Here is a 17179-nt window from a genome sequence, read left to right as displayed (position 1 = left end):
GATGCGGCTTTCGCGACGCGATTTTGGTTTGGGCGCGACGGCGGCCCTGGTTCCAGCCAGCCTGGCCGCCCAGCCGGCGGGCGATCTGGACAAGGCCCTGACCGCCTATCTGGACGCGGCCTTCGAACAGGAGCTGGCCATGGACCCAGAGCGCCTGACGCGCCTGGGCCGCAAGACGCTGAATAACCAGCTGACCGACCGCAGCGACGCCGCCGCGGCCAAGCGGCTGGCCTGGCGCAAGCAGAGCGTGGCGGAGATGAAGCGCAAGTTCGATCCGGCCAAGCTGGGCGACGACGCGCGCACCTCCTACGACATGTGGGCCCTGGAGCTGGGCCGGGCCGAAGAGGCCGACCGCTGGCGCGGCCACGCCTATGTCTTCGATCGCGGCGGGCCGCATACGGGCCTGCCCAACTTCCTGATCAACGCCCACCGCGTGGATAGTCCGGCCGACATGCAGGCCTATGTCGAGCGCGTCGCCGCTATCGGTCCGGCCCTGGACGTGCAGCTGGAGCGCGCCAAGCGCTCGGCGGCGGCGGGCGTGCGCATGCCCCGCTTCGCCTACGAGCAATCGCGGGAAGAGGTTCGGCGGCTGACGGTCGGCGCGCCGTTCGACGGCGGTCCGGACGCGGCCCTGTTCGCCGACGCCAAGGCCAAGACCGCCGCGCTGAAGACGGCGGGCAAGATCGACGACGCCCAGGCCTCAGCCTTCGTGAAGGCCGTGGCCGACGCCATGACGGTGAAGATGAAGCCGTCCTACGACCGGCTGGGCGCCTGGCTGGCGGCGGACGTCGCCAACGCCTCGGCCGAGCCCCAGGGCGTCGGCGCATTGCCGGACGGCGCGGCCTTCTACAAGGCCATGCTGCGCCAGCAGACCACCACTGACATGACCGCCGACGAGATCCACCAGCTGGGCCTCGCCGAGGTGGCTCGCATCCGCGGCGAGATGGAAACCCTTAAAGCCAAGATCGGCTTTGCCGGCACGCTGGAGGACTTCTTCGCCTTCATGCGCAGCGACGACCGCTTCTATGTCAGCAACGACGACGCCGGCCGCGCGCGCTACCTCAAGCTGGCCGAGGGCTATCTGGCCGGCATGAAGGCCCGGCTGCCGGACTATTTCGGCCGGCTCCCGAAATCGGACCTGATCGTCAAGCGGGTGGAGGCCTTCCGTGAGGAGCCGGGCGGCGCGGCGCACTACAGCTCCGGCGCACCGGACGGCTCGCGGCCGGGCGTGTTCTACGTCCACCTCTCCGACGTCCGCGCCACCCCGACCTACGAGATCGAGGGCACCTGCTACCACGAGGGCTGGCCGGGCCATCACCTGCAGATCTCGCTGGCCCAGGAGATGACCGGCATTCCGGTGTTCCGCACCCAATACGGCTACGGCGCCTATATCGAGGGCTGGGGCCTCTATGTGGAGCGGCTGGCCAAGGAGGCCGGCTTCTACCAGGATCTTTACAGCGACTTCGGCCGGCTGGGCCGCGAGATCTGGCGCGGCATCCGGCTGGTCGTCGACACCGGCATCCACGCCAAGGGCTGGAGCGAGGCCCAGGCCCTGGCCTTCTACACCGCCAACTCGCCGCAGCCGGCCAGCAAGATCCGCTCGGAGATCCGCCGCTACTTCGTCACGCCGGGCCAGGCGACCTCGTACAAGGTGGGGATGGTCAAGATCCTGGCGCTGCGCCAGGAGGCCCGCCAGACCTTGGGCGCCAAGTTCGACCTGAAGGGCTTCCACGACACGGTGCTGGGCGCGGGCGCCCTGCCGCTGCCGGTCCTGGAAACGCGGGTTCGGCGCTGGACGGCGGATCGGGCCAAGGCCTAGGCGTCGCGCGGACGCTCTCCCTCGGGGGAGCGTCCTAGGCGCCGACCTGCGGCCGGATCACGTCGATCGGCGGCGGGGGCGGCGTCACCCGCGAGGGCGATGGCGCATAGGCGCCGGGGGGGCCGCCATGGCCATGCGAGGCGCAGGCGCCCAGGGCCGAAGCCGCCAGCGCCAGGATCACGGCCGTCCTCAGCATCCGCCGGCGCCCGACGAGCGGCCGAAACCGCCACCTTGCGAGAAGATGCCCAGGCCCGACTTGAAGCAACGGTTGTCGTCGCGCGGATCCCAGATCTCGACCCGGCCGTCGGCGCGGGTGAAGGCCCAGCGCTCGCCCCGACCGTCGCGGCTGGTGACGCTGAGCTGGCCCTGGCGATCGGAATTGACGCTGTAGGAGTCGCGGCTGAAGCCGTCGACGGCGCAGGACGACACCAGGCCTGGCTTGGAAAGGTCGCCCTTCAGGGCCGCCGCCGAACCGGTCTGGGCGTTGAAGGCCGAGACGTCGGCGTCGCCGCCCTTGCCGCCGCCGACGAACACCTGGGTGCCGGTCGCGCGGTCATAGGTCATGATGTCGGGCGCGGCGCCGACCAGGGGTCCGCCGCAGGGACCGCCCCGGCCGCCGCTGGGACCGCGCGGCTGGGCCTGGACCTGGGTGACGGACAGCGAGGCGGTGGCCATCACGAGCACGGCCAGACCGGTGACGAGCTTGCTCATTGGGGAGCTCCTTCGGGTTTGGGCGCGCCCGCGAGCGGCGGCTTGCTGGTGTAGATCGGAACCCCGGCGTTGGGGCCGCTGGTGGCGCTGGGAAGCTTGTAATAGGTCGGAGCCCCCGGCGCGGCCGGGTCCCGCGGCGCGGGTGCGAACCCGCCCGAGGCCTCGTCGATCGTGGCGCTGGCGGGCAGCACCGTGGGCGCGGGCCAGTAGGTGTCGTAGTCGAGGCGGGCCAGGTCGCGTTGGGTCCGGAAGATCTCCGGAGCCTCGAACCACGGCCGGCAGGTCAGCGCGCCGTCGAAATAGCCGGTGACCAGGGCCTCGCAGCCGCCGGGACGGGCGAAGACGCGGTTGTCGCGAGCCCGAATCTGGGCCCCCTTCTCGGCGTAGAGACCGGCGCGCATGACGCCGACGATCTTGTTGTCGGCCGCGTACAGGGCGCCGGAGTCGACATAGAGGCCTACATCCACCGCTTCCAGCTGACCGTCCAGCACGCGCAGATTGGCGTTCTCCAGCGCGATGGCCCAGTCGCTGTCGCGAACCACCGGCCGCAGCAGCGTCGTCTCGTCGCCGCCCGACACGTAGATCCCGCGCGAGAAACCGTCGACATAGAGGCCGTCGATCTGCACCAGCTGCTGGCGGTTCATGCCCGAAAGCACGAAGCCGGCCGAGTTGCGGGTGCGGCCAGAACCGCTCCAGTCGCCCAGACGGGTGACGCGGACGTCCTTCATGCGGCTGTCGCCCGAGGTCTCGAGCGCCGCGCCGATGGCGGTGGCGGCGATCTCGACATTGGAGACCTCCAGCTCGCCCGAGGCCTTCACGACCGGCTGGCGGGTGCGGCCGATGAACACCGTGTCGGCCAGCTCGACCCGGCTGTCGGTGACGTCGAGGGCCGAGCCGTCGCCGTCATAGCGGATGGTCACGCCCTTCAGGGCCAGCTCGGTGGCGCGGCCGGTGATGCACGACTCGCGACCGGCGCGCTTGGCCTCGATGCCCAGGCCTTCCAGCACGACGTAGGACACGCCCGCGCCGATGGTGATGCACGGCTGGCCGCTGGGGGCCACCAGGATCGGCCGGTCGATCGAGGGCGTGTAGTCGCGCACGACGATGGTCACCGACTGGGTGATCTTCAGCGAGTCGACGCAGGCGCCGCCCTCGGTCGAGGTCAGGGTCAGGACGTCGCCGTCATAGAGGCGCGCCAGGGTGTCGCTGATCTGGCCGGGATAGGCGTAGTCGCAGTTGATCTCGCGCTGCACCGGGCGACCGCCGGGGCCGTAGCCGCCCCCCGCCACGCAGCGGCCGCGAACGCGATAGTAGCCGCGCGCGCAGGGCTTGGGCTTGGCGTAGCGGACCTTGCAGCCGTGCGAGAGGTTCGGCTCGATCAGCAGGCCGAAGCACGGGCGGATCTGTTGATCGATCTTGGCGTCCGGCGAGGCGGACGCGACTTCGGGCGCGGCGACGAGGCCGAGCGTCAGCATGGCCAGGAGGGCCAGCAGGCGGCCGAGGCGGCTCATCGGTAGTCCCTTTCGATATAGGGTCGTCCGCCGCGATCGGCGGCGGGCCGGGGCGGACGCGAGACCTGGGCCAGCAGCTGCTGCAGGCGCCAGACCGACGGCTTGAAGCCGGCCAGGGCGCCGTCCAGCTGGTAGACCACGGCCTTGGCGCGATCCTGGTCGGCCACGCCCTGCAGGCCCAGCGAGAAGAAGGTCGACATGGCGTACTTGGCCTCGGCCGAGCCTTGGCGTTCGGCTTCCTCGTACCAGTGATAGGCGCGGGCGTAGTCGCGCGGCACGCCCACGCCTTCGGAGTACATCACCGCCAGGACCAGCTGGGCCTTGGACGAGCCGTTGACGGCCGCATACTCGATGGCCCGCACCTTCTCGATCGGCGTCAGGCGGCCCGTCGCGGGACGGCCGATCATCGACTGGAAGGTCTGGGCGTCGTTGGTGGTCAGCAGCTTCTCGTCCAGCAGCGGGGCTGGGATCACCCGCAGATAGGCCAGGGCCTCGCCGATGTGGACGAAGGGCAGCTCGTTCAGGCGCGCCTGGGCCGCTTCCTTGGCCTCGCCCGACTGGTCGGACTCATCCGAGTGCGGCACGCCCGATTCCGGGCTTTCCGGCGGATAGAATTCGTAGGGCGGGATCCAGCGCTTGGCCTTGGTCTCGACGAAGCCGCCGTACGAGGCGCGCTGCGGCGACGAGCGCTCGAAGTCCTTGAGCATCACATAGGCCGACACGTCGCCGGTCTGCACCGCCAGGTAATTGTAGAGATAGGCGTCGACGTCGTTGCGGCGGAACAGGTCCAGCGCGGCGGGCGCGCCAGCCTGGCGCTGGTTGCCATAGGCCTCGATGGCCTGGAGGTTGTCGGACGGTTCGCCATACGGGCCGAAGAAGCCGTCGTGAATGCGGGCCAGCACGCGGAAGCCGTCGGCTCCCTGGCTGGACAGGATGTAGATCACCCGGTTGCGGACGCTCTCGCGCTCCTCGGTCGACATCCGCGACAGCAGGCGGTCCAGCGCGCCATAGGCGGCGCGGCGCTCGAAGGCGCGGCAGTCGTCGAAGCGCGACAGGGCCTTGGGTTCGCCCTTGCCGCGACGCTCATAGGCCGCGATCGGCGCATAGCCGCCGGCGTTGGACAGCGCCATGGCGTACCAGACGGCCGCCTCGACAGGATCTTCCAGGTTCTTGTCGACCGAGCGCTGGCCCTCATAGCGGCGCGCCAGCTCCAGTTGGGCGAAGAAGTCGCCGCGGAAGCCGCCCTGACGAAGGGCGCGGATTTCCTGCTGCTGCTGGTTGAACTGGCCAGACACGCCCTGGGCCGCCTGCGGGCGCGGGCAGGCGCTGGCGCGCTTCTGGAACCACAGGTTGGGACCGGTGTCGCAGCCCACGAGGGGAATCACCACGGCGGCCACCACCGCACCGAGCGGAATGCGGCGCAGCAGATGGCTACGCTCCGAAACCGCCCGAAACAGGCGGCCTTGGAGCGCTACAAGGCGCGAAACAGCGTCGCTGGTTTCGTGCATCACTCCCCCTCAGCACGCCGTTAACCATATCTCCAGAGAACTCATGTGCCCGCCCCCGGGGACTGTCAAGTTCATGCACCCGTGTTGGGCGAGTCATGTTTCATCAGGTTACGAAGACGACGGAAATGCCCGTTTTCGGGATTTCGCCCGGCACGCGAAAATGAGCGTCGGATCGGCGACCGACGCTCAGGATTCGTGACGAAATGACGTCGCTTTACCGTCCGGTCGGCATGTCCTTGAAGGCCACGTCCTTGTCGACGCGCACATCGCCGGGCAGACCCAAAACGCGTTCGGCGATGATGTTCTTGAGGATCTCGTCGGTGCCGCCGGCGATGCGCAGCCCGGGAGCCCACATCAGGCTCTGCTGGAACGCCGCCTCGGCCGGCGCCTGATCCGGATCGACCAGGATGCCGTACTGGTCCTCCATCTCGACGGCGGTGTTGGCCAGGTCCTGCATCTGGTTGGCCGCGATGATCTTGCCGATCGAGCTTTCCGGTCCCGGCGTCTGGCCGCGCGACAGGGCGGTCATGGTGCGGAAGCGGGTGAACTTCAGACCCTCGGACTGCACGTACCAGTCGGCCAGCTTCTCGCGGAAGGCGTTGTCCTTCAGCGCCGGGCCGGTGGCGCCGGTCAGCTCGCGGGCCAGGCCCATGATCTCGCGATAGTTGGGGCCCGACGAGCCGCCCACGGCCAGGCGCTCGTTCATCAGGGTGACCAGGGCCACCTTCCAGCCGTCGCCCACTTCGCCCAGACGCTGGCTGTCTTTCACGCGCAGGTCGGTGAAATAGACCTCGTTGAACTCGCGACCGCCGGACATCTGATGGATGGGTCGGCACTCGACGGCGGCGTCGCGCATGTCGATCCAGAACATCGTCAGGCCCTTGTGCTTGGGCACATCGGGATCGGTCCGGGTCAGCAGGATGCCGTAGTCGCAGTAGTGGGCGCCGGTGGTCCAGACCTTCTGGCCGTTGATGACCCACTCGTCGCCGTCCTTGACCGCCCGCGTGCGCAGGGCCGCCACGTCGGAACCGCCGGCCGGTTCGGAGAACAGCTGGCACCAGATCTCCTCGCCTTTCACGGCGGGAGAGACGAAACGCTTCTTGGTGTCGGTGTCGGCGAAGGCCATCACCGTGGGCACGCACATGCCCAGGCCGATGGTGAAGTAGCCGTAGGAGACGCCGGCCTTGGCCTCTTCCTGCCCGAAGATCACCGACTGGATCGGCGTCCCGCCGCCCCCGCCGATGGCGGCCGGCCAGGTGATGCAGGCGTAGCCGCCCGAGGCCTTGCGCGCCTGCCAGCTCTTGGCGGCGGCCATGTGCTCGGGCGTGTTCGGCTTGGGATCGCCGACCTGGGCGCGGTGCGCGGCGGCGTTCTCGACCAGCCAGGCGCGGGCCTTCTCACGATAGGCGGCTTCTTCGGGGGAATCGTTGAAGTCCATCTTGCTTCTCCAAACTTGTCATCCCGGCCGCAGCAAAGCGGAGAGCCGGGACCGCCGGAAACGCCGGCGCTTGCCGTGGTCCCGGCTCGGCGCGCTACGCGCTTGGCCGGGATGACAGCGATTTCAGGCCGCGTTCTTCTTCTCGAGCTGGCTGACCAGCCGCTCCTTCCAGACCCGCGGCGCGCCGGCCACGAGGCTGAGCTGGCGCGATCGCCGGTAGTAGAGGTGGCAGTCGACGTCCCAGGTGAAGCCCATGCCGCCATGCACCTGGATGCTCTCCTTGCTGGCGAACCAGTAGGCGTCGGAGGCGGCGATGCGGGCGGCCGAGGCGGCGATCGGCAGCTCCGGCGCGTCCACGTTCAGCGCCCAGGCGCCGTAATAGGCGTTGGAGCGGGCGACCTCGTTCTTGACGTACATGTCGGCCAGCTTGTGCTTGATCGCCTGATAGCCGGCGATGACGCGGCCAAACGCGTAGCGGCCCAGGGCGTATTCCTTGGCCATCTCCAGGCAGCGGTCGGCGCCGCCCAGTTGCTCGAAGGCCAGCAGCACGGCGGCGCGGTCGAGGATCGCCTGCACCAGCTCGAAGCCGGCGCCCGCCTCGCCCACCCGCTCGGCGGCCGCGCCGTCGAAGGTCAGCTTGGCCACGCCGCGGGTGGGGTCCAGGCTCTTGAGCGTCTCGCGCGTGACACCCGAGGCCTTCAGGTCGACGAGGAACAGGCCTGGCTTGCCGCCCTCGCTGGCCAGCACCAGGGCCGTGTCGGCGACGTCGCCGTCGGTGACCGGGATCTTCACGCCCGTCAACTTGCCGCCCTCGACCCGGCAGGCCAGCGATGAGGCGTTGACCACGCCCGGCCCTTCCGAAGTCGCCAGGCAGCCGATCAGCTCGCCGGCGGCGATGCGCGGCAGCACGGCGGCCTTCTGGGCCTCGCTGCCGAACGCCATCACGCCCTCGGCCAGGAAATAGACCGTCGAAGCGAACGGGATCGGCGCGACGGCGCGGCCCAGTTCCTCGGCGATGGCGCACAGCTCGACGCGACCAAGGCCCAGGCCGTTGAACTCTTCAGGGATGCAGGCGCCCAGCCAGCCCTGCTCGGCAACGGCCGTCCACAGGTCCTGGTCGAACGAACGGCTGGCGTCATCCAGCACGCCGCGCACGACGGCGGGGCCGCAGCGGCCGTCGAGGAACTTGCGCGCCTCGTCCTTCAGGAACTTCTGGTCGTCGGAAAAGTCGAAATCCACTGGACGCCTCCCTGGACGAGGCTCTGAGCGGCCCGTCTCGCACGCCACCCTGACCGACCTTGCGCCGCAGGGAAAGATTGACCCGGCGTCAAGGATTTCAGGTTCTTATGACGCCTGTTCAGTTCACGTCGCGTCCAAGGGGCCCATGGCCAAGACCGTCTATCAGCGGAACCAGAAGGTGTGGGTCGAAAGCGTCGGCGCCTGGGCGACCATCGAGCGCATCGTGCCGATCTGGGCCAAGGGCTTCGACGAGCCCGTGCGCGTCACCTACGACGTCGGCCTGGGCCGCGAATTCCACGCCCACGAGCTGAAGCCGGAAGACGCCATCGACCCCAAGGCCGGGGGCATGGTCGATAACTGGCGCGTCCTGCGGGCCCGCAACAAGTGGCAGCAGGAAAGCGACTGCGTCCACCATCCCTATCCCGGCACCTATCCGGTGGTGGTCACCGATCCCAACGACTGGGGCGGCTGGCGCACGCCGGGGGCCGAATACGATCGCGACCCGCGCAAGATCGAGTTCCAGGCCCGGCTGATCGCCAGCGCCCCGCGCCTGCACGCCATCGCCAAGCAGGTGCTGGAGCTGGTCGCCGATCACCCGGAAGACGCCCCACCCGCCCTCGCCGCCCTGGCCCAACAAGCCTCGGCCATCGAACGCTATCTGCACGAGGTTCCGGCGGCCGACAGCACGGGCGCAAAAGCCGAGGACTAAACACGAGGCTTGGGGAGGCGCCGCCTAGCTCGGTCGGCGCCGCCCCCAGGCGCTGAGATAGTCGTAGAGTGCGTCGACGTCCGCCTTCGGCAGGCCCGCGAAACGCAGTCGCGCCGCCTCGCCCATCTCGCCGACGTCGCGATCGGCGCGCCCGCGCCCTTCGTGCAGCAGGGTTTGGAATTGCGCGCGACTGTAAGCGCCGACCACCGCAAGGTCTGGCGGGTCACCCGGTTGGGGCGGCTGAAAGCCGCGCAGGCTCGGAGCATGGCAGCCGGCGCAAAGGGTTCGCGCCAGATAGCGGCCGCGCTCGAGGTCGGCGCCCAGCGCCGCGGGCGGATGAGCCAGGTCCTGCGCCAAGCTCAAAGACTCCGGCCGCACCTGACCGGACAGCACAAGCTGGTCGAAGGTCAGGCTGGTCTTGATGCGGGGATGAGCCTGCCCGACGGGCGGCACGGTCCGGAGAAATGCGATCAGAGCGGTCATGTCTTGCGTCGACAGAACCGCATAGGGCGCGGCGTCCATTTGCCAGAGCCGCGTTCCGTCCGGCCTCAGGCCAGTGGTGAGCACGGTTCGCAAAGCCTCGTCCGAGTAGGACGGCACGGCTCGGGTCAGATTGGCGCTGTAGAGCACCGCGATCTTGTCGTCGTGGGAAACCTTATGCCCGCTGAAATCGGAGCCATGGCAGTCTCCGCATCCCAAGGCCCTCGCCAACTCGCGTCCGCGCCCCGCATCGGCGCGTTGCGCCGAGCACGCGGCCAAGCCCATCGCGAGCCCCGCCGCCAGCATGACCGCCAAAACACGAACCTTTGAAATGTTCAGCCCCCACGCAAAGCGAGACGAGCGTGGCATTGTCAGCGCCTGGCGGCAACGTCCCGTCGGGGCGAAAGGCGGCCTTGGTGAAGGCGGGGCTCATCCCAACCTCCAGGCGTGTCCAAGCTTTGAAGGCGATGCGCGAGCGTCGTCTTAAACCGGCCAGTCGCGGCCGGAGCCCGGACGCCTCAACCGGTCGTGCGCCTTGAACATGACGGGCGGCCGCACGACGCCCAGGTCGATTTCGCCGCCGCCGGGCCTCAGCCTCACGCAGCGTCGGCCGGTCCAGACCAGCACCTCCATGCCCTGCGACGCGCCCTCGGTGGCCCAGGCCCGCAGCACCGCCTCGTAGGGCGCGCGCTTCCAGGCGCTGGGCTGAGCGGGATCCAGCTCGACATTGATCACCCGGCCGCCCTCGCCGGCGTGCAGGATGAAGCCGCTGCGGTCGGGCCGCCAGCCGTCGTCGAGCCGTTTGTCCAGCAGCCAGTCGCAGGCGAACTGGCCACAGCCCTCGGGCCGAACCTCATAGACCTCGCAGCCCTTGCCCTTCCGGTAATAGCGGCACCAGACGTGCGGAGCCTTTTCCAGCTCGCGCACGCCGATCAGCTTGCAGCACTGGCCGCACGCCCCGCACTCCCGTTCCGCCATCGCCTCGTCGAACTCCCGCCGTCAGCGCAACGGCGAGACGTTCGTACACGGCGTATGTATCAGAACCGATATCCGACCCCGACCGAGGCCACGAGCGGGTCCAGGTTCACTTTCGATTTCAGCGCCCCGCCGTTGATCGCGGCGTCGGTCTCGAACCACACCTTCTTGACGTCGAGGTTGAGGTTGTAGCGCGGGTTCAGCGGCACGTCGGCCCCGACCTGCAGAGCGTAGCCGAAGCCGTCGTCCAGCTTCACCTTGAAGCCGTTCAGGTCCTTGTCGCCGTAGAACAGCATGTAGTTGACGCCGGCCCCGACATAGGGGCTGAAGCGCGCCGCCGGGAACGGGTGATACTGCAGCGACACCACCGGCGGCAGCACCCAGGTCTTGTGGACCGCCACCTCGGTTCCAGGTCCCACCGCCTTGACCGTGTGCTGGGTCGTGCCGGCGATCACCTCGACGGCCAGCTTTTCGGTCAGGAAGTAGGTCAGGCCCAGGGTCGGCTTGATGTCGTCGTTGACGTTGGCCTTCAGGCCCGAGGCCGCGCCGGCGGCGGTTAGGATCGCGTCGCCCGCGTCGGGGGCCACGTCGGTGATGCGGACGTTCAGGACCAGATCGCCCTTGGCCTTGGGCCTGACGGCCTCCTGGGCATTGGCGGCGGAAACGGCCAGCAGGCTGACTGCGCAGGTCAGGGCCAGACGGGTAGAGACGGACATCTTGTATCCCCTTCTTCGAAGCGGACGCGTCTTCGCGCGTCCGCCAGGGGATTGCGCCCGCCAGTGGCGTCCATCCTTGATCCGGAACAAGTCCGCACAGATTTTGTGGATATCGCCGCCGGCAAATTAGCCGAGGCCTTATTGCCCAAGGACTCTCGCCGGAGCGCCCGCGGCTGACTACATTGGCCTCATGCGCACCGAAACGCCCCAGGCCGTCCGCCTTCAGGACTATCGCCCCTTCCCGTTCGCCATCGAGACCACCGACCTGGTCTTCGACCTGCAGCCGAACGCCACCCGGGTGAAGGCGACGCTGTCGATCCGACGTACGGGCGACGCGGGCGAGCCCCTGGTGCTGAACGGCGAACGGCTGAAGCTGATCTCGGCCGCGGTCGACGGTCGGACCTTAAGCGCCTCGGACTACACGCTCGACAGCGAATTCCTGACCATCGCCGACCTGCCTGACGCCTTCGTGTTGACCACCGAGGTCGAGATCGCCCCGGCCGCCAACAAGGCGCTGATGGGCCTCTACATGTCGGGCGGCCGCTTCTGCACCCAGTGCGAAGCCGAGGGCTTCCGCACCATCACCTTCTTCCCCGACCGCCCGGATGTGCTCTCGCGCTACACCGCCCGAATCGAGGCCGACACCGCCTTCCGCCACCTGCTGAGCAACGGCAACCTGGTCGAGAGCGGCGAGCTCGACGGCGGCCGCCACTACGCCGTCTGGAACGACCCCTTCCCGAAGCCCGCCTATCTGTTCGCCCTGGTGGCCGGCGAGCTGGACGTGCTGGAGGACAGCTTCATCACCATGACCGGGCGGACCATCGCCCTGAAGGTGTTCGTCGATGTCGGCCAGGCCCCCCGCGGCGCCTACGCCATGGACAGCCTCAAGCGCTCGATAAAGTGGGACGAAGAGGCGTTCGGCCGCGAATACGACCTGGACCTGTTCATGATCGTCGCCGTTCGCGACTTCAACTTCGGGGCCATGGAGAACAAGGGGCTGAACATCTTCAACAGCTCGCTCCTCCTCGCCGATCCGGAGACCGCCACCGATCAGGACTACGAGCGCATCGAGGCGGTCGTGGCCCACGAGTACTTCCACAACTGGACCGGCAACCGCATCACCTGCCGCGACTGGTTCCAGCTGTGCCTGAAGGAGGGCTTCACCGTCTTCCGCGACCAGAGCTTCAGCGCCGACCAGCGCGGCGCGGCCGTGCAGCGGATCAAGGACGTGCGGGCTCTGCGCGCCCGACAGTTCGCCGAGGACGCCGGTCCGCTGGCCCACCCGGTGCGGCCGTCCAGCTACATGAAGATCGACAACTTCTACACCGCGACCATCTACGAGAAGGGCGCGGAGATCATCCGGATGCTGAAGACCCTGCTGGGCGCTGACGCGTTCCGGAAGGGCGCGGATCTCTATTTCGAGCGCCACGACGGCGAGGCCACCACAGTTGAAGCGTTTATCGCGTGCTTCGCCGACGCCTCGGGCCGCGACCTGACCGATTTCTTCGCCTGGTACGAACAGGCCGGCACCCCGGCCGTGACGCTGACCAGCGCCTATGACGAGGCGACCCGGTCGCTGGAGCTGACCCTGACCCAGGCCACCGCGCCGACGCCGGGCCAGCCGACCAAGAAGGCCCTGCCGATCCCGGTGACCATCGGCCTGCTCGACGCCGACGGTGCGGTGCTGCGCGACAGCGAGGTGGTGGTGCTGGACGGCCCGACCAAGACCGTGCGCTGGGAGGGTGTCGCCGCCGCCCCGGTGATCTCGGCCCTGCGTGGCTTCTCAGCCCCGGTGAACCTGACGACGGACGCCCGGCCGGTCGACCGCTACGCCCTGTTCGCCGCCGACCCCGACCTCTTCAACCGTTGGGAAGCCGGCCAGACCCTGGCCCGCGAGCTGATCCTGTCGCGCGCTGCGGGCGCCGCCGACGAAGTGGGCGAGGAACGCTATGCCGACGCGCTCGGACGCGCCTTGGTCGACGAGGCCTCCGAGCCGGCGTTCAAGGCCCTGCTCCTGGCCCTGCCCAGCGAGCCGGACCTGTCGCTGGCCATGGAGCCCGCCGATCCGGCCGCGATCCACGAGGCGCGCGACACCCTGCGCAACCGCATCGCCGTCCATCTGGGCGACCTGCTGCGCCGGCTGCATGGCGAACTCCAGGGGTCCGGCGAGTTCTCGGCCAGCGCCGCGGCGGCCGGCAAGCGCGCCCTGCGCAACGCCTGCGCCGACCTGCTGGCGGCCGATCCGCATACGATCAATGTCGAGCGCATCGTCGGCCACTTCCAGGCCGCCGCCAACATGACCGACGCCATGGGCGCCCTGAACGCCCTGGTCCAGATCGGCGGCGCGCCGCGCGACGAAGCCCTGGCCGCCTTCCACGCCAAGTGGCGCGAGGAGCCGCTGGTGCTGGACAAGTGGTTCGCCGTCCAGGCCCGCGATCCGTCGCCGGACGTTCTGGAGCGCATCGTCGCCCTGACGAGGCACGCCGATTTCGACGCCCAGAACCCCAACCGCTTCCGGGCCCTGGTCTCGACCTTCGCCAACTTCAACCCGGCGCGGTTCCATGATCCCAGCGGCGCGGGCTATCGCTTCCTGGCCGAAAAGATCCTGGCCGTGGACGCCTACAACCCGATGACCGCGGCCCGCCTGGTCGAGGCGCTGGGCGGTTGGCGGCGCTATCCCGAGGCGCTGGGCGCCCAGATGCGCGAGGCGCTGAAGGGCGTCGCCGCCCATGCGGGCCTGTCCAAGAACGTGCTGGAACTGGCGACCAAGGCTCTGGACTGATCAGTCCTAAACAGAGTCGCCCAAGGGGCGATTGCGACCAATAGGCTCATCCCCCGCCAAATTGGGTGATCGGCCGTGACGCGGCGGTCGCCCGTGCGGTAGATTCACCATGTTGGCGAAGTGACTCGCCAGGGGACCATGGGAGCCATTTTGCGAGTTGGGGCTGCGAGACCCGGGAGGCCGGCGGGAGCCGGACCTGCCGTGGCGGGCGCCGTGCGGTCAAAGACCACACGTTCGCCGTCGCAGGCCTATGTGCGCGTGGCGATCCTCGCCGCCCTGCTGCTGCTGGCCGTCTACACCGCCTTCGGCGTGCTGCGCCTGCAGAAGGAAGCTCGCACGCCGTCCGGCGGGGCTCCGCTGGCGGCCGAGGCCAACCTCGTCGCCGGCCGCATCGAAACCAATCTGGCCGCCCAGCGCGCCGGCCTCTCGGCCGCCTCCGACATCCTGCAACGCGACCCCGCCTCGACCATGGACGCCGCCGAGATCGCCCTGCGCGCCAGCGGCGGCGAAGCCATGGCCGTGGCCGTCGCCAGCCCGACCGGCGCCCTGGCCGTCGCCGGTCGCGACGACAGCGCCGACTGGAAGGCCGCCGCCCGCGCCGCCGGCCAGTCAGGCCGCTCGACCTGGGTGGGCTCGGCGGGCGAATCCGGCCGCCTCTACGTCGCCACCGTCGCGCCGGCCAATGTGGGCCGCGCCTTCATCATCGCCAGCGGCGATCCCAACCGCCTGGTCAGCGACCCCGGCAAGGGCGGCTCTCGCGCCATCGCCCTGCCCGATGGTTCGCTGGTCGCGTCACAGGGCCGCTCGGCCCAGGGCGCCAAGACCTTCAAGGAAGCCTTCGCCCTGTCGATGGAGGACGTCACCGGCGACCTGGCCGCCCTGCGCGGCGAAGGCGCGGACGGCTCGGCCCTGGACGTCGCCATCCAACCGCTGGCCGAAGGCGCGCTGCTGGCCGTGGCCGGCGCGCCGTCCAGCACCGTGGCCAATATCGACCGACGCTTCATGGAAGGCGCCTTCACGCTGCTAGCCCCGCTGGCCGTCGGCATCGCCCTGGCGCTGATGCTGATGATGCAGAGCCGCAAGGTCGAGGCCCAGCACCGGGAATTCGTCGACAGCGAGCAGCGCTTCCGCCTCGCCGTCGAAGCCGCCCGCTGCGGCATCTGGGAGTGGGACCTGCGCGGCGACCAGGTGTTCCTGTCCGACGTCACCGGCGCGATGTTCGGCTGGGGCGGCGGCGGCATCGTCTCGGGCCAGGAGATGCTGGAGCGCATCTCGATCGATCACCGCGAACGCGTCCGCCAGGCCCTGGCCAACGCGGCCATGTACGGCGCGTTCGACGTGTCGTTCCGTGTCCCGGCCACCCAGCAGGGCGGTCGCTCGATCTGGGTCGACGCCCGTGGCCAGGGCTTCGGCAAGCCGGGCGAGGACGGCTATGTCCGCATCATCGGCGTGGCGCTGGACGTCACCGAGGAGCGGCTGGCCCAGGCCCGCGCCCAGGCCGCCGAGAACCGCCTGCGCGACGCCATCGAAAGCGTGTCGGAAGCCTTCGTCCTGTGGGATCGCCAGGGCCGGCTGCTGATGTGCAACCGCAACTACCGCAGCGTCTTCTCGCTGGAGCCCAAGCTGCTCAAGCCCGGCGCCGCGCGGGCCGAGGTCAACCGCTTTGCGGCCCTGGCCATCAAGCAGGACCACCCGGCCCCGGACGGCGCCAAGGGCGTGCGCGAGGCCGAGCTCAACGACGGCCGCTGGATCCAGATCAGCGAGCGCCGCACGGCCGAAGGCGGCCTGGTGATGACCGCCGCCGACATCACGGCCATCAAGAACCAGGAAGAGGCCCGCCGCCTCAACGAGGAGCAGCTGCAGCACGCCGTGACCGGCCTGGAGCGCAGCCAGGACCAGTTGGCCGAGCTGGCCCGCAAGTACGAGATGGAGAAGGTCAAGGCCGAGGGCGCCAACAAGGCCAAGAGCGAGTTCCTGGCCAACATGTCCCACGAGCTGCGCACGCCGCTGAACGCCATCAACGGCTTCTCCGAGATCATGATGAACGAGATGTTCGGTCCGCTGGGCGACCAGCGCTACAAGGGCTACAGCCTCGACATCCACAATTCCGGCCAGCACCTGCTGGCCCTGATCAACGACATCCTCGACATGTCCAAGATCGAGGCCGGCAAGATGAACCTGAAGTTCGAGCCGATTCATCTGGAGGACGTCGCCGAGGACGCCGTGCGCCTGGTCCGCAACCGCGCCGAGGCCGCCGGCCTGAAGCTGGAGATCGACTTCCCGCAGCTGCCCGAGATCGAGGCCGATTATCGCGCGGTCAAGCAGGTGCTGCTGAACCTGCTGTCCAACGCCATCAAGTTCACGCCCCGGGCCGGCAGCGTCACCATCCGCGCCGAGATGCGCCGCGATCCGCTGGGCGAGCGCGTCAGGGTCTCGGTGACCGACACCGGCATCGGCATCGCCAAGGAAGACCTGTCTCGCCTGGCCCGCCCGTTCGAACAGGTGGAAAGCCAGCTGTCAAAGACCACCCAGGGCACGGGCCTGGGCCTGGCCCTGACCAAGTCGCTGATCGAGATGCACGACGGCGCGCTGGACATGACCAGCACCCCCGGGGAAGGCACCACCGTCAGCTTCATCCTGCCGGTCCGCCAGAGCGACCTGGGCCAGGCCCGCGACTTCGTCGCCGCCTGATCACTTCACCTGCCGAACTGAATATTACTTTTCTTTCATAGACTTAATTCGGCGTCATGAACCCGACGTAACGGGCTTTTCGCGGAACGCGGTTCTAAACCCTCCCCATCGCAACGCGCCGCCGGCGCCAGATCGAGGGAGAGTTTCACATGGGCAAGTTCATCAACCGTCTGGCCGCCGTGGCCGCCTTGGCCCTGGCCGCGACGCCGATCGTCGGCCTGACCGCCGCCCACGCCGCCGAGCGCGCCCAGCCGACGATCCGCATCGCCGTCGGCGATCTGAAGCTGTCGCATCCCGCCGACGCCGCCGAGTTCGTCAATCGCGTCGAAGCCGCCGCCGACGAGGTCTGCGCCGCCCGCACCCACGCCGAGCGCCTGCGCGGCCTGTCGATCCGCGCCTGCATCGTGGACTTCAACGCCGACGTCCGGGCCGAGCTCAGCCGCAAGCAACGCAACGACCTGAAGACCGCCCGCCGGGCCCAGCCCTCGGCCTTCGCCACGCGCTCGCTGGGCCTGTTCTAGAGCATACCGACAGCCGCTCGCGGAGCTGAAACCTCGTCCTTCGACAAGCTCAGGATGAGGTTTCTATGGACGCCGCCTA

General features: G+C 69.1%; 14 protein-coding genes. 5 read left to right on the top strand and 9 right to left on the bottom strand.

Annotated elements, in window-relative coordinates:
• Nucleotide 1 precedes the first annotated feature (1 nt).
• The gene (locus AC1RUS_RS02625; protein ID WP_492912730.1) at nucleotides 2-1819 is read left to right on the top strand and encodes a DUF885 domain-containing protein; all 1818 of its coding nucleotides are present in this window, start codon (nucleotides 2-4) and stop codon (nucleotides 1817-1819) included.
• A 34-nt stretch (nucleotides 1820-1853) separates the two neighbouring features.
• On the opposite strand, the gene AC1RUS_RS02620 is transcribed toward AC1RUS_RS02625, so the two are convergent.
• The 6 genes from AC1RUS_RS02620 to AC1RUS_RS02595 all read right to left on the bottom strand — a co-directional run bounded on the left by AC1RUS_RS02620 (nucleotide 1854) and on the right by AC1RUS_RS02595 (nucleotide 8226).
• The gene (locus tag AC1RUS_RS02620) at nucleotides 1854-2015 is read right to left on the bottom strand and encodes a hypothetical protein (protein ID WP_492912728.1); all 162 of its coding nucleotides are present in this window, start codon (nucleotides 2013-2015) and stop codon (nucleotides 1854-1856) included.
• Complete coding sequence (locus tag AC1RUS_RS02615) at nucleotides 2009-2530, bottom strand: hypothetical protein (RefSeq protein ID WP_492912726.1); 522 nt, start codon at nucleotides 2528-2530, stop codon at nucleotides 2009-2011. Before AC1RUS_RS02615 ends, AC1RUS_RS02620 begins: the two co-directional genes overlap by 7 nt.
• Complete coding sequence (locus AC1RUS_RS02610; protein ID WP_492912724.1) at nucleotides 2527-4041, bottom strand: right-handed parallel beta-helix repeat-containing protein; 1515 nt, start codon at nucleotides 4039-4041, stop codon at nucleotides 2527-2529. The genes AC1RUS_RS02615 and AC1RUS_RS02610 overlap by 4 nt, the downstream gene beginning before the upstream one ends.
• The gene (locus AC1RUS_RS02605; protein ID WP_492912722.1) at nucleotides 4038-5549 is read right to left on the bottom strand and encodes a tetratricopeptide repeat protein; all 1512 of its coding nucleotides are present in this window, start codon (nucleotides 5547-5549) and stop codon (nucleotides 4038-4040) included. The genes AC1RUS_RS02610 and AC1RUS_RS02605 overlap by 4 nt, the downstream gene beginning before the upstream one ends.
• Before the next feature lie 214 nt (nucleotides 5550-5763).
• Complete coding sequence (locus AC1RUS_RS02600) at nucleotides 5764-6987, bottom strand: acyl-CoA dehydrogenase family protein (RefSeq protein ID WP_492912720.1); 1224 nt, start codon at nucleotides 6985-6987, stop codon at nucleotides 5764-5766.
• 123 nt (nucleotides 6988-7110) lie between these two features.
• Nucleotides 7111-8226 (bottom strand): acyl-CoA dehydrogenase family protein, encoded by a 1116-nt coding sequence (locus tag AC1RUS_RS02595; RefSeq protein WP_492912718.1) that lies wholly within the window; start codon nucleotides 8224-8226, stop codon nucleotides 7111-7113.
• Between the two features lie 145 nt (nucleotides 8227-8371).
• On the opposite strand from AC1RUS_RS02595, the gene AC1RUS_RS02590 reads away from it, so the two are divergent.
• On the top strand, nucleotides 8372-8935 hold the full coding sequence (locus AC1RUS_RS02590) for a hypothetical protein (RefSeq protein WP_492912716.1): 564 nt from the start codon (nucleotides 8372-8374) through the stop codon (nucleotides 8933-8935).
• A gap of 24 nt (nucleotides 8936-8959) precedes the next feature.
• Here AC1RUS_RS02590 and AC1RUS_RS02585 read toward each other — a convergent pair whose 3' ends face one another.
• The 3 genes from AC1RUS_RS02585 to AC1RUS_RS02575 form a co-directional block, all read right to left on the bottom strand.
• The gene (locus AC1RUS_RS02585) at nucleotides 8960-9721 is read right to left on the bottom strand and encodes a c-type cytochrome (RefSeq protein WP_492912969.1); all 762 of its coding nucleotides are present in this window, start codon (nucleotides 9719-9721) and stop codon (nucleotides 8960-8962) included.
• A gap of 177 nt (nucleotides 9722-9898) precedes the next feature.
• The gene (locus AC1RUS_RS02580) at nucleotides 9899-10393 is read right to left on the bottom strand and encodes a YkgJ family cysteine cluster protein (protein WP_492912714.1); all 495 of its coding nucleotides are present in this window, start codon (nucleotides 10391-10393) and stop codon (nucleotides 9899-9901) included.
• 59 nt (nucleotides 10394-10452) lie between these two features.
• Entirely contained in the window at nucleotides 10453-11106 is a 654-nt protein-coding gene (locus AC1RUS_RS02575) for an OmpW/AlkL family protein (protein WP_492912712.1), read from the bottom strand.
• Nucleotides 11107-11296: 190 nt separating this feature from the next.
• Between AC1RUS_RS02575 and pepN the strand changes: the two genes are divergently transcribed.
• The 3 genes from pepN (at nucleotide 11297) to AC1RUS_RS02560 (ending at nucleotide 17100) form a co-directional block, all read left to right on the top strand.
• Entirely contained in the window at nucleotides 11297-13888 is a 2592-nt protein-coding gene (gene pepN, locus AC1RUS_RS02570; protein WP_492912710.1) for an aminopeptidase N, read from the top strand.
• 138 nt (nucleotides 13889-14026) lie between these two features.
• A complete protein-coding gene (gene pleC / locus AC1RUS_RS02565; RefSeq protein ID WP_492912708.1) occupies nucleotides 14027-16579 on the top strand; it encodes a cell cycle histidine kinase PleC in 2553 nt (850 codons plus the stop codon).
• A gap of 149 nt (nucleotides 16580-16728) precedes the next feature.
• Nucleotides 16729-17100 (top strand): UrcA family protein, encoded by a 372-nt coding sequence (locus AC1RUS_RS02560; RefSeq protein ID WP_492912706.1) that lies wholly within the window; start codon nucleotides 16729-16731, stop codon nucleotides 17098-17100.
• Nucleotides 17101-17179 lie beyond the last annotated feature (79 nt).

The sequence above is a fragment of the Caulobacter sp. GW821-FHT10F06 genome (assembly GCF_058809215.1).
The sequence above is the reverse complement of the archived record's forward strand: the minus strand, read 5'-3'. Positions and strand labels throughout refer to the sequence as shown.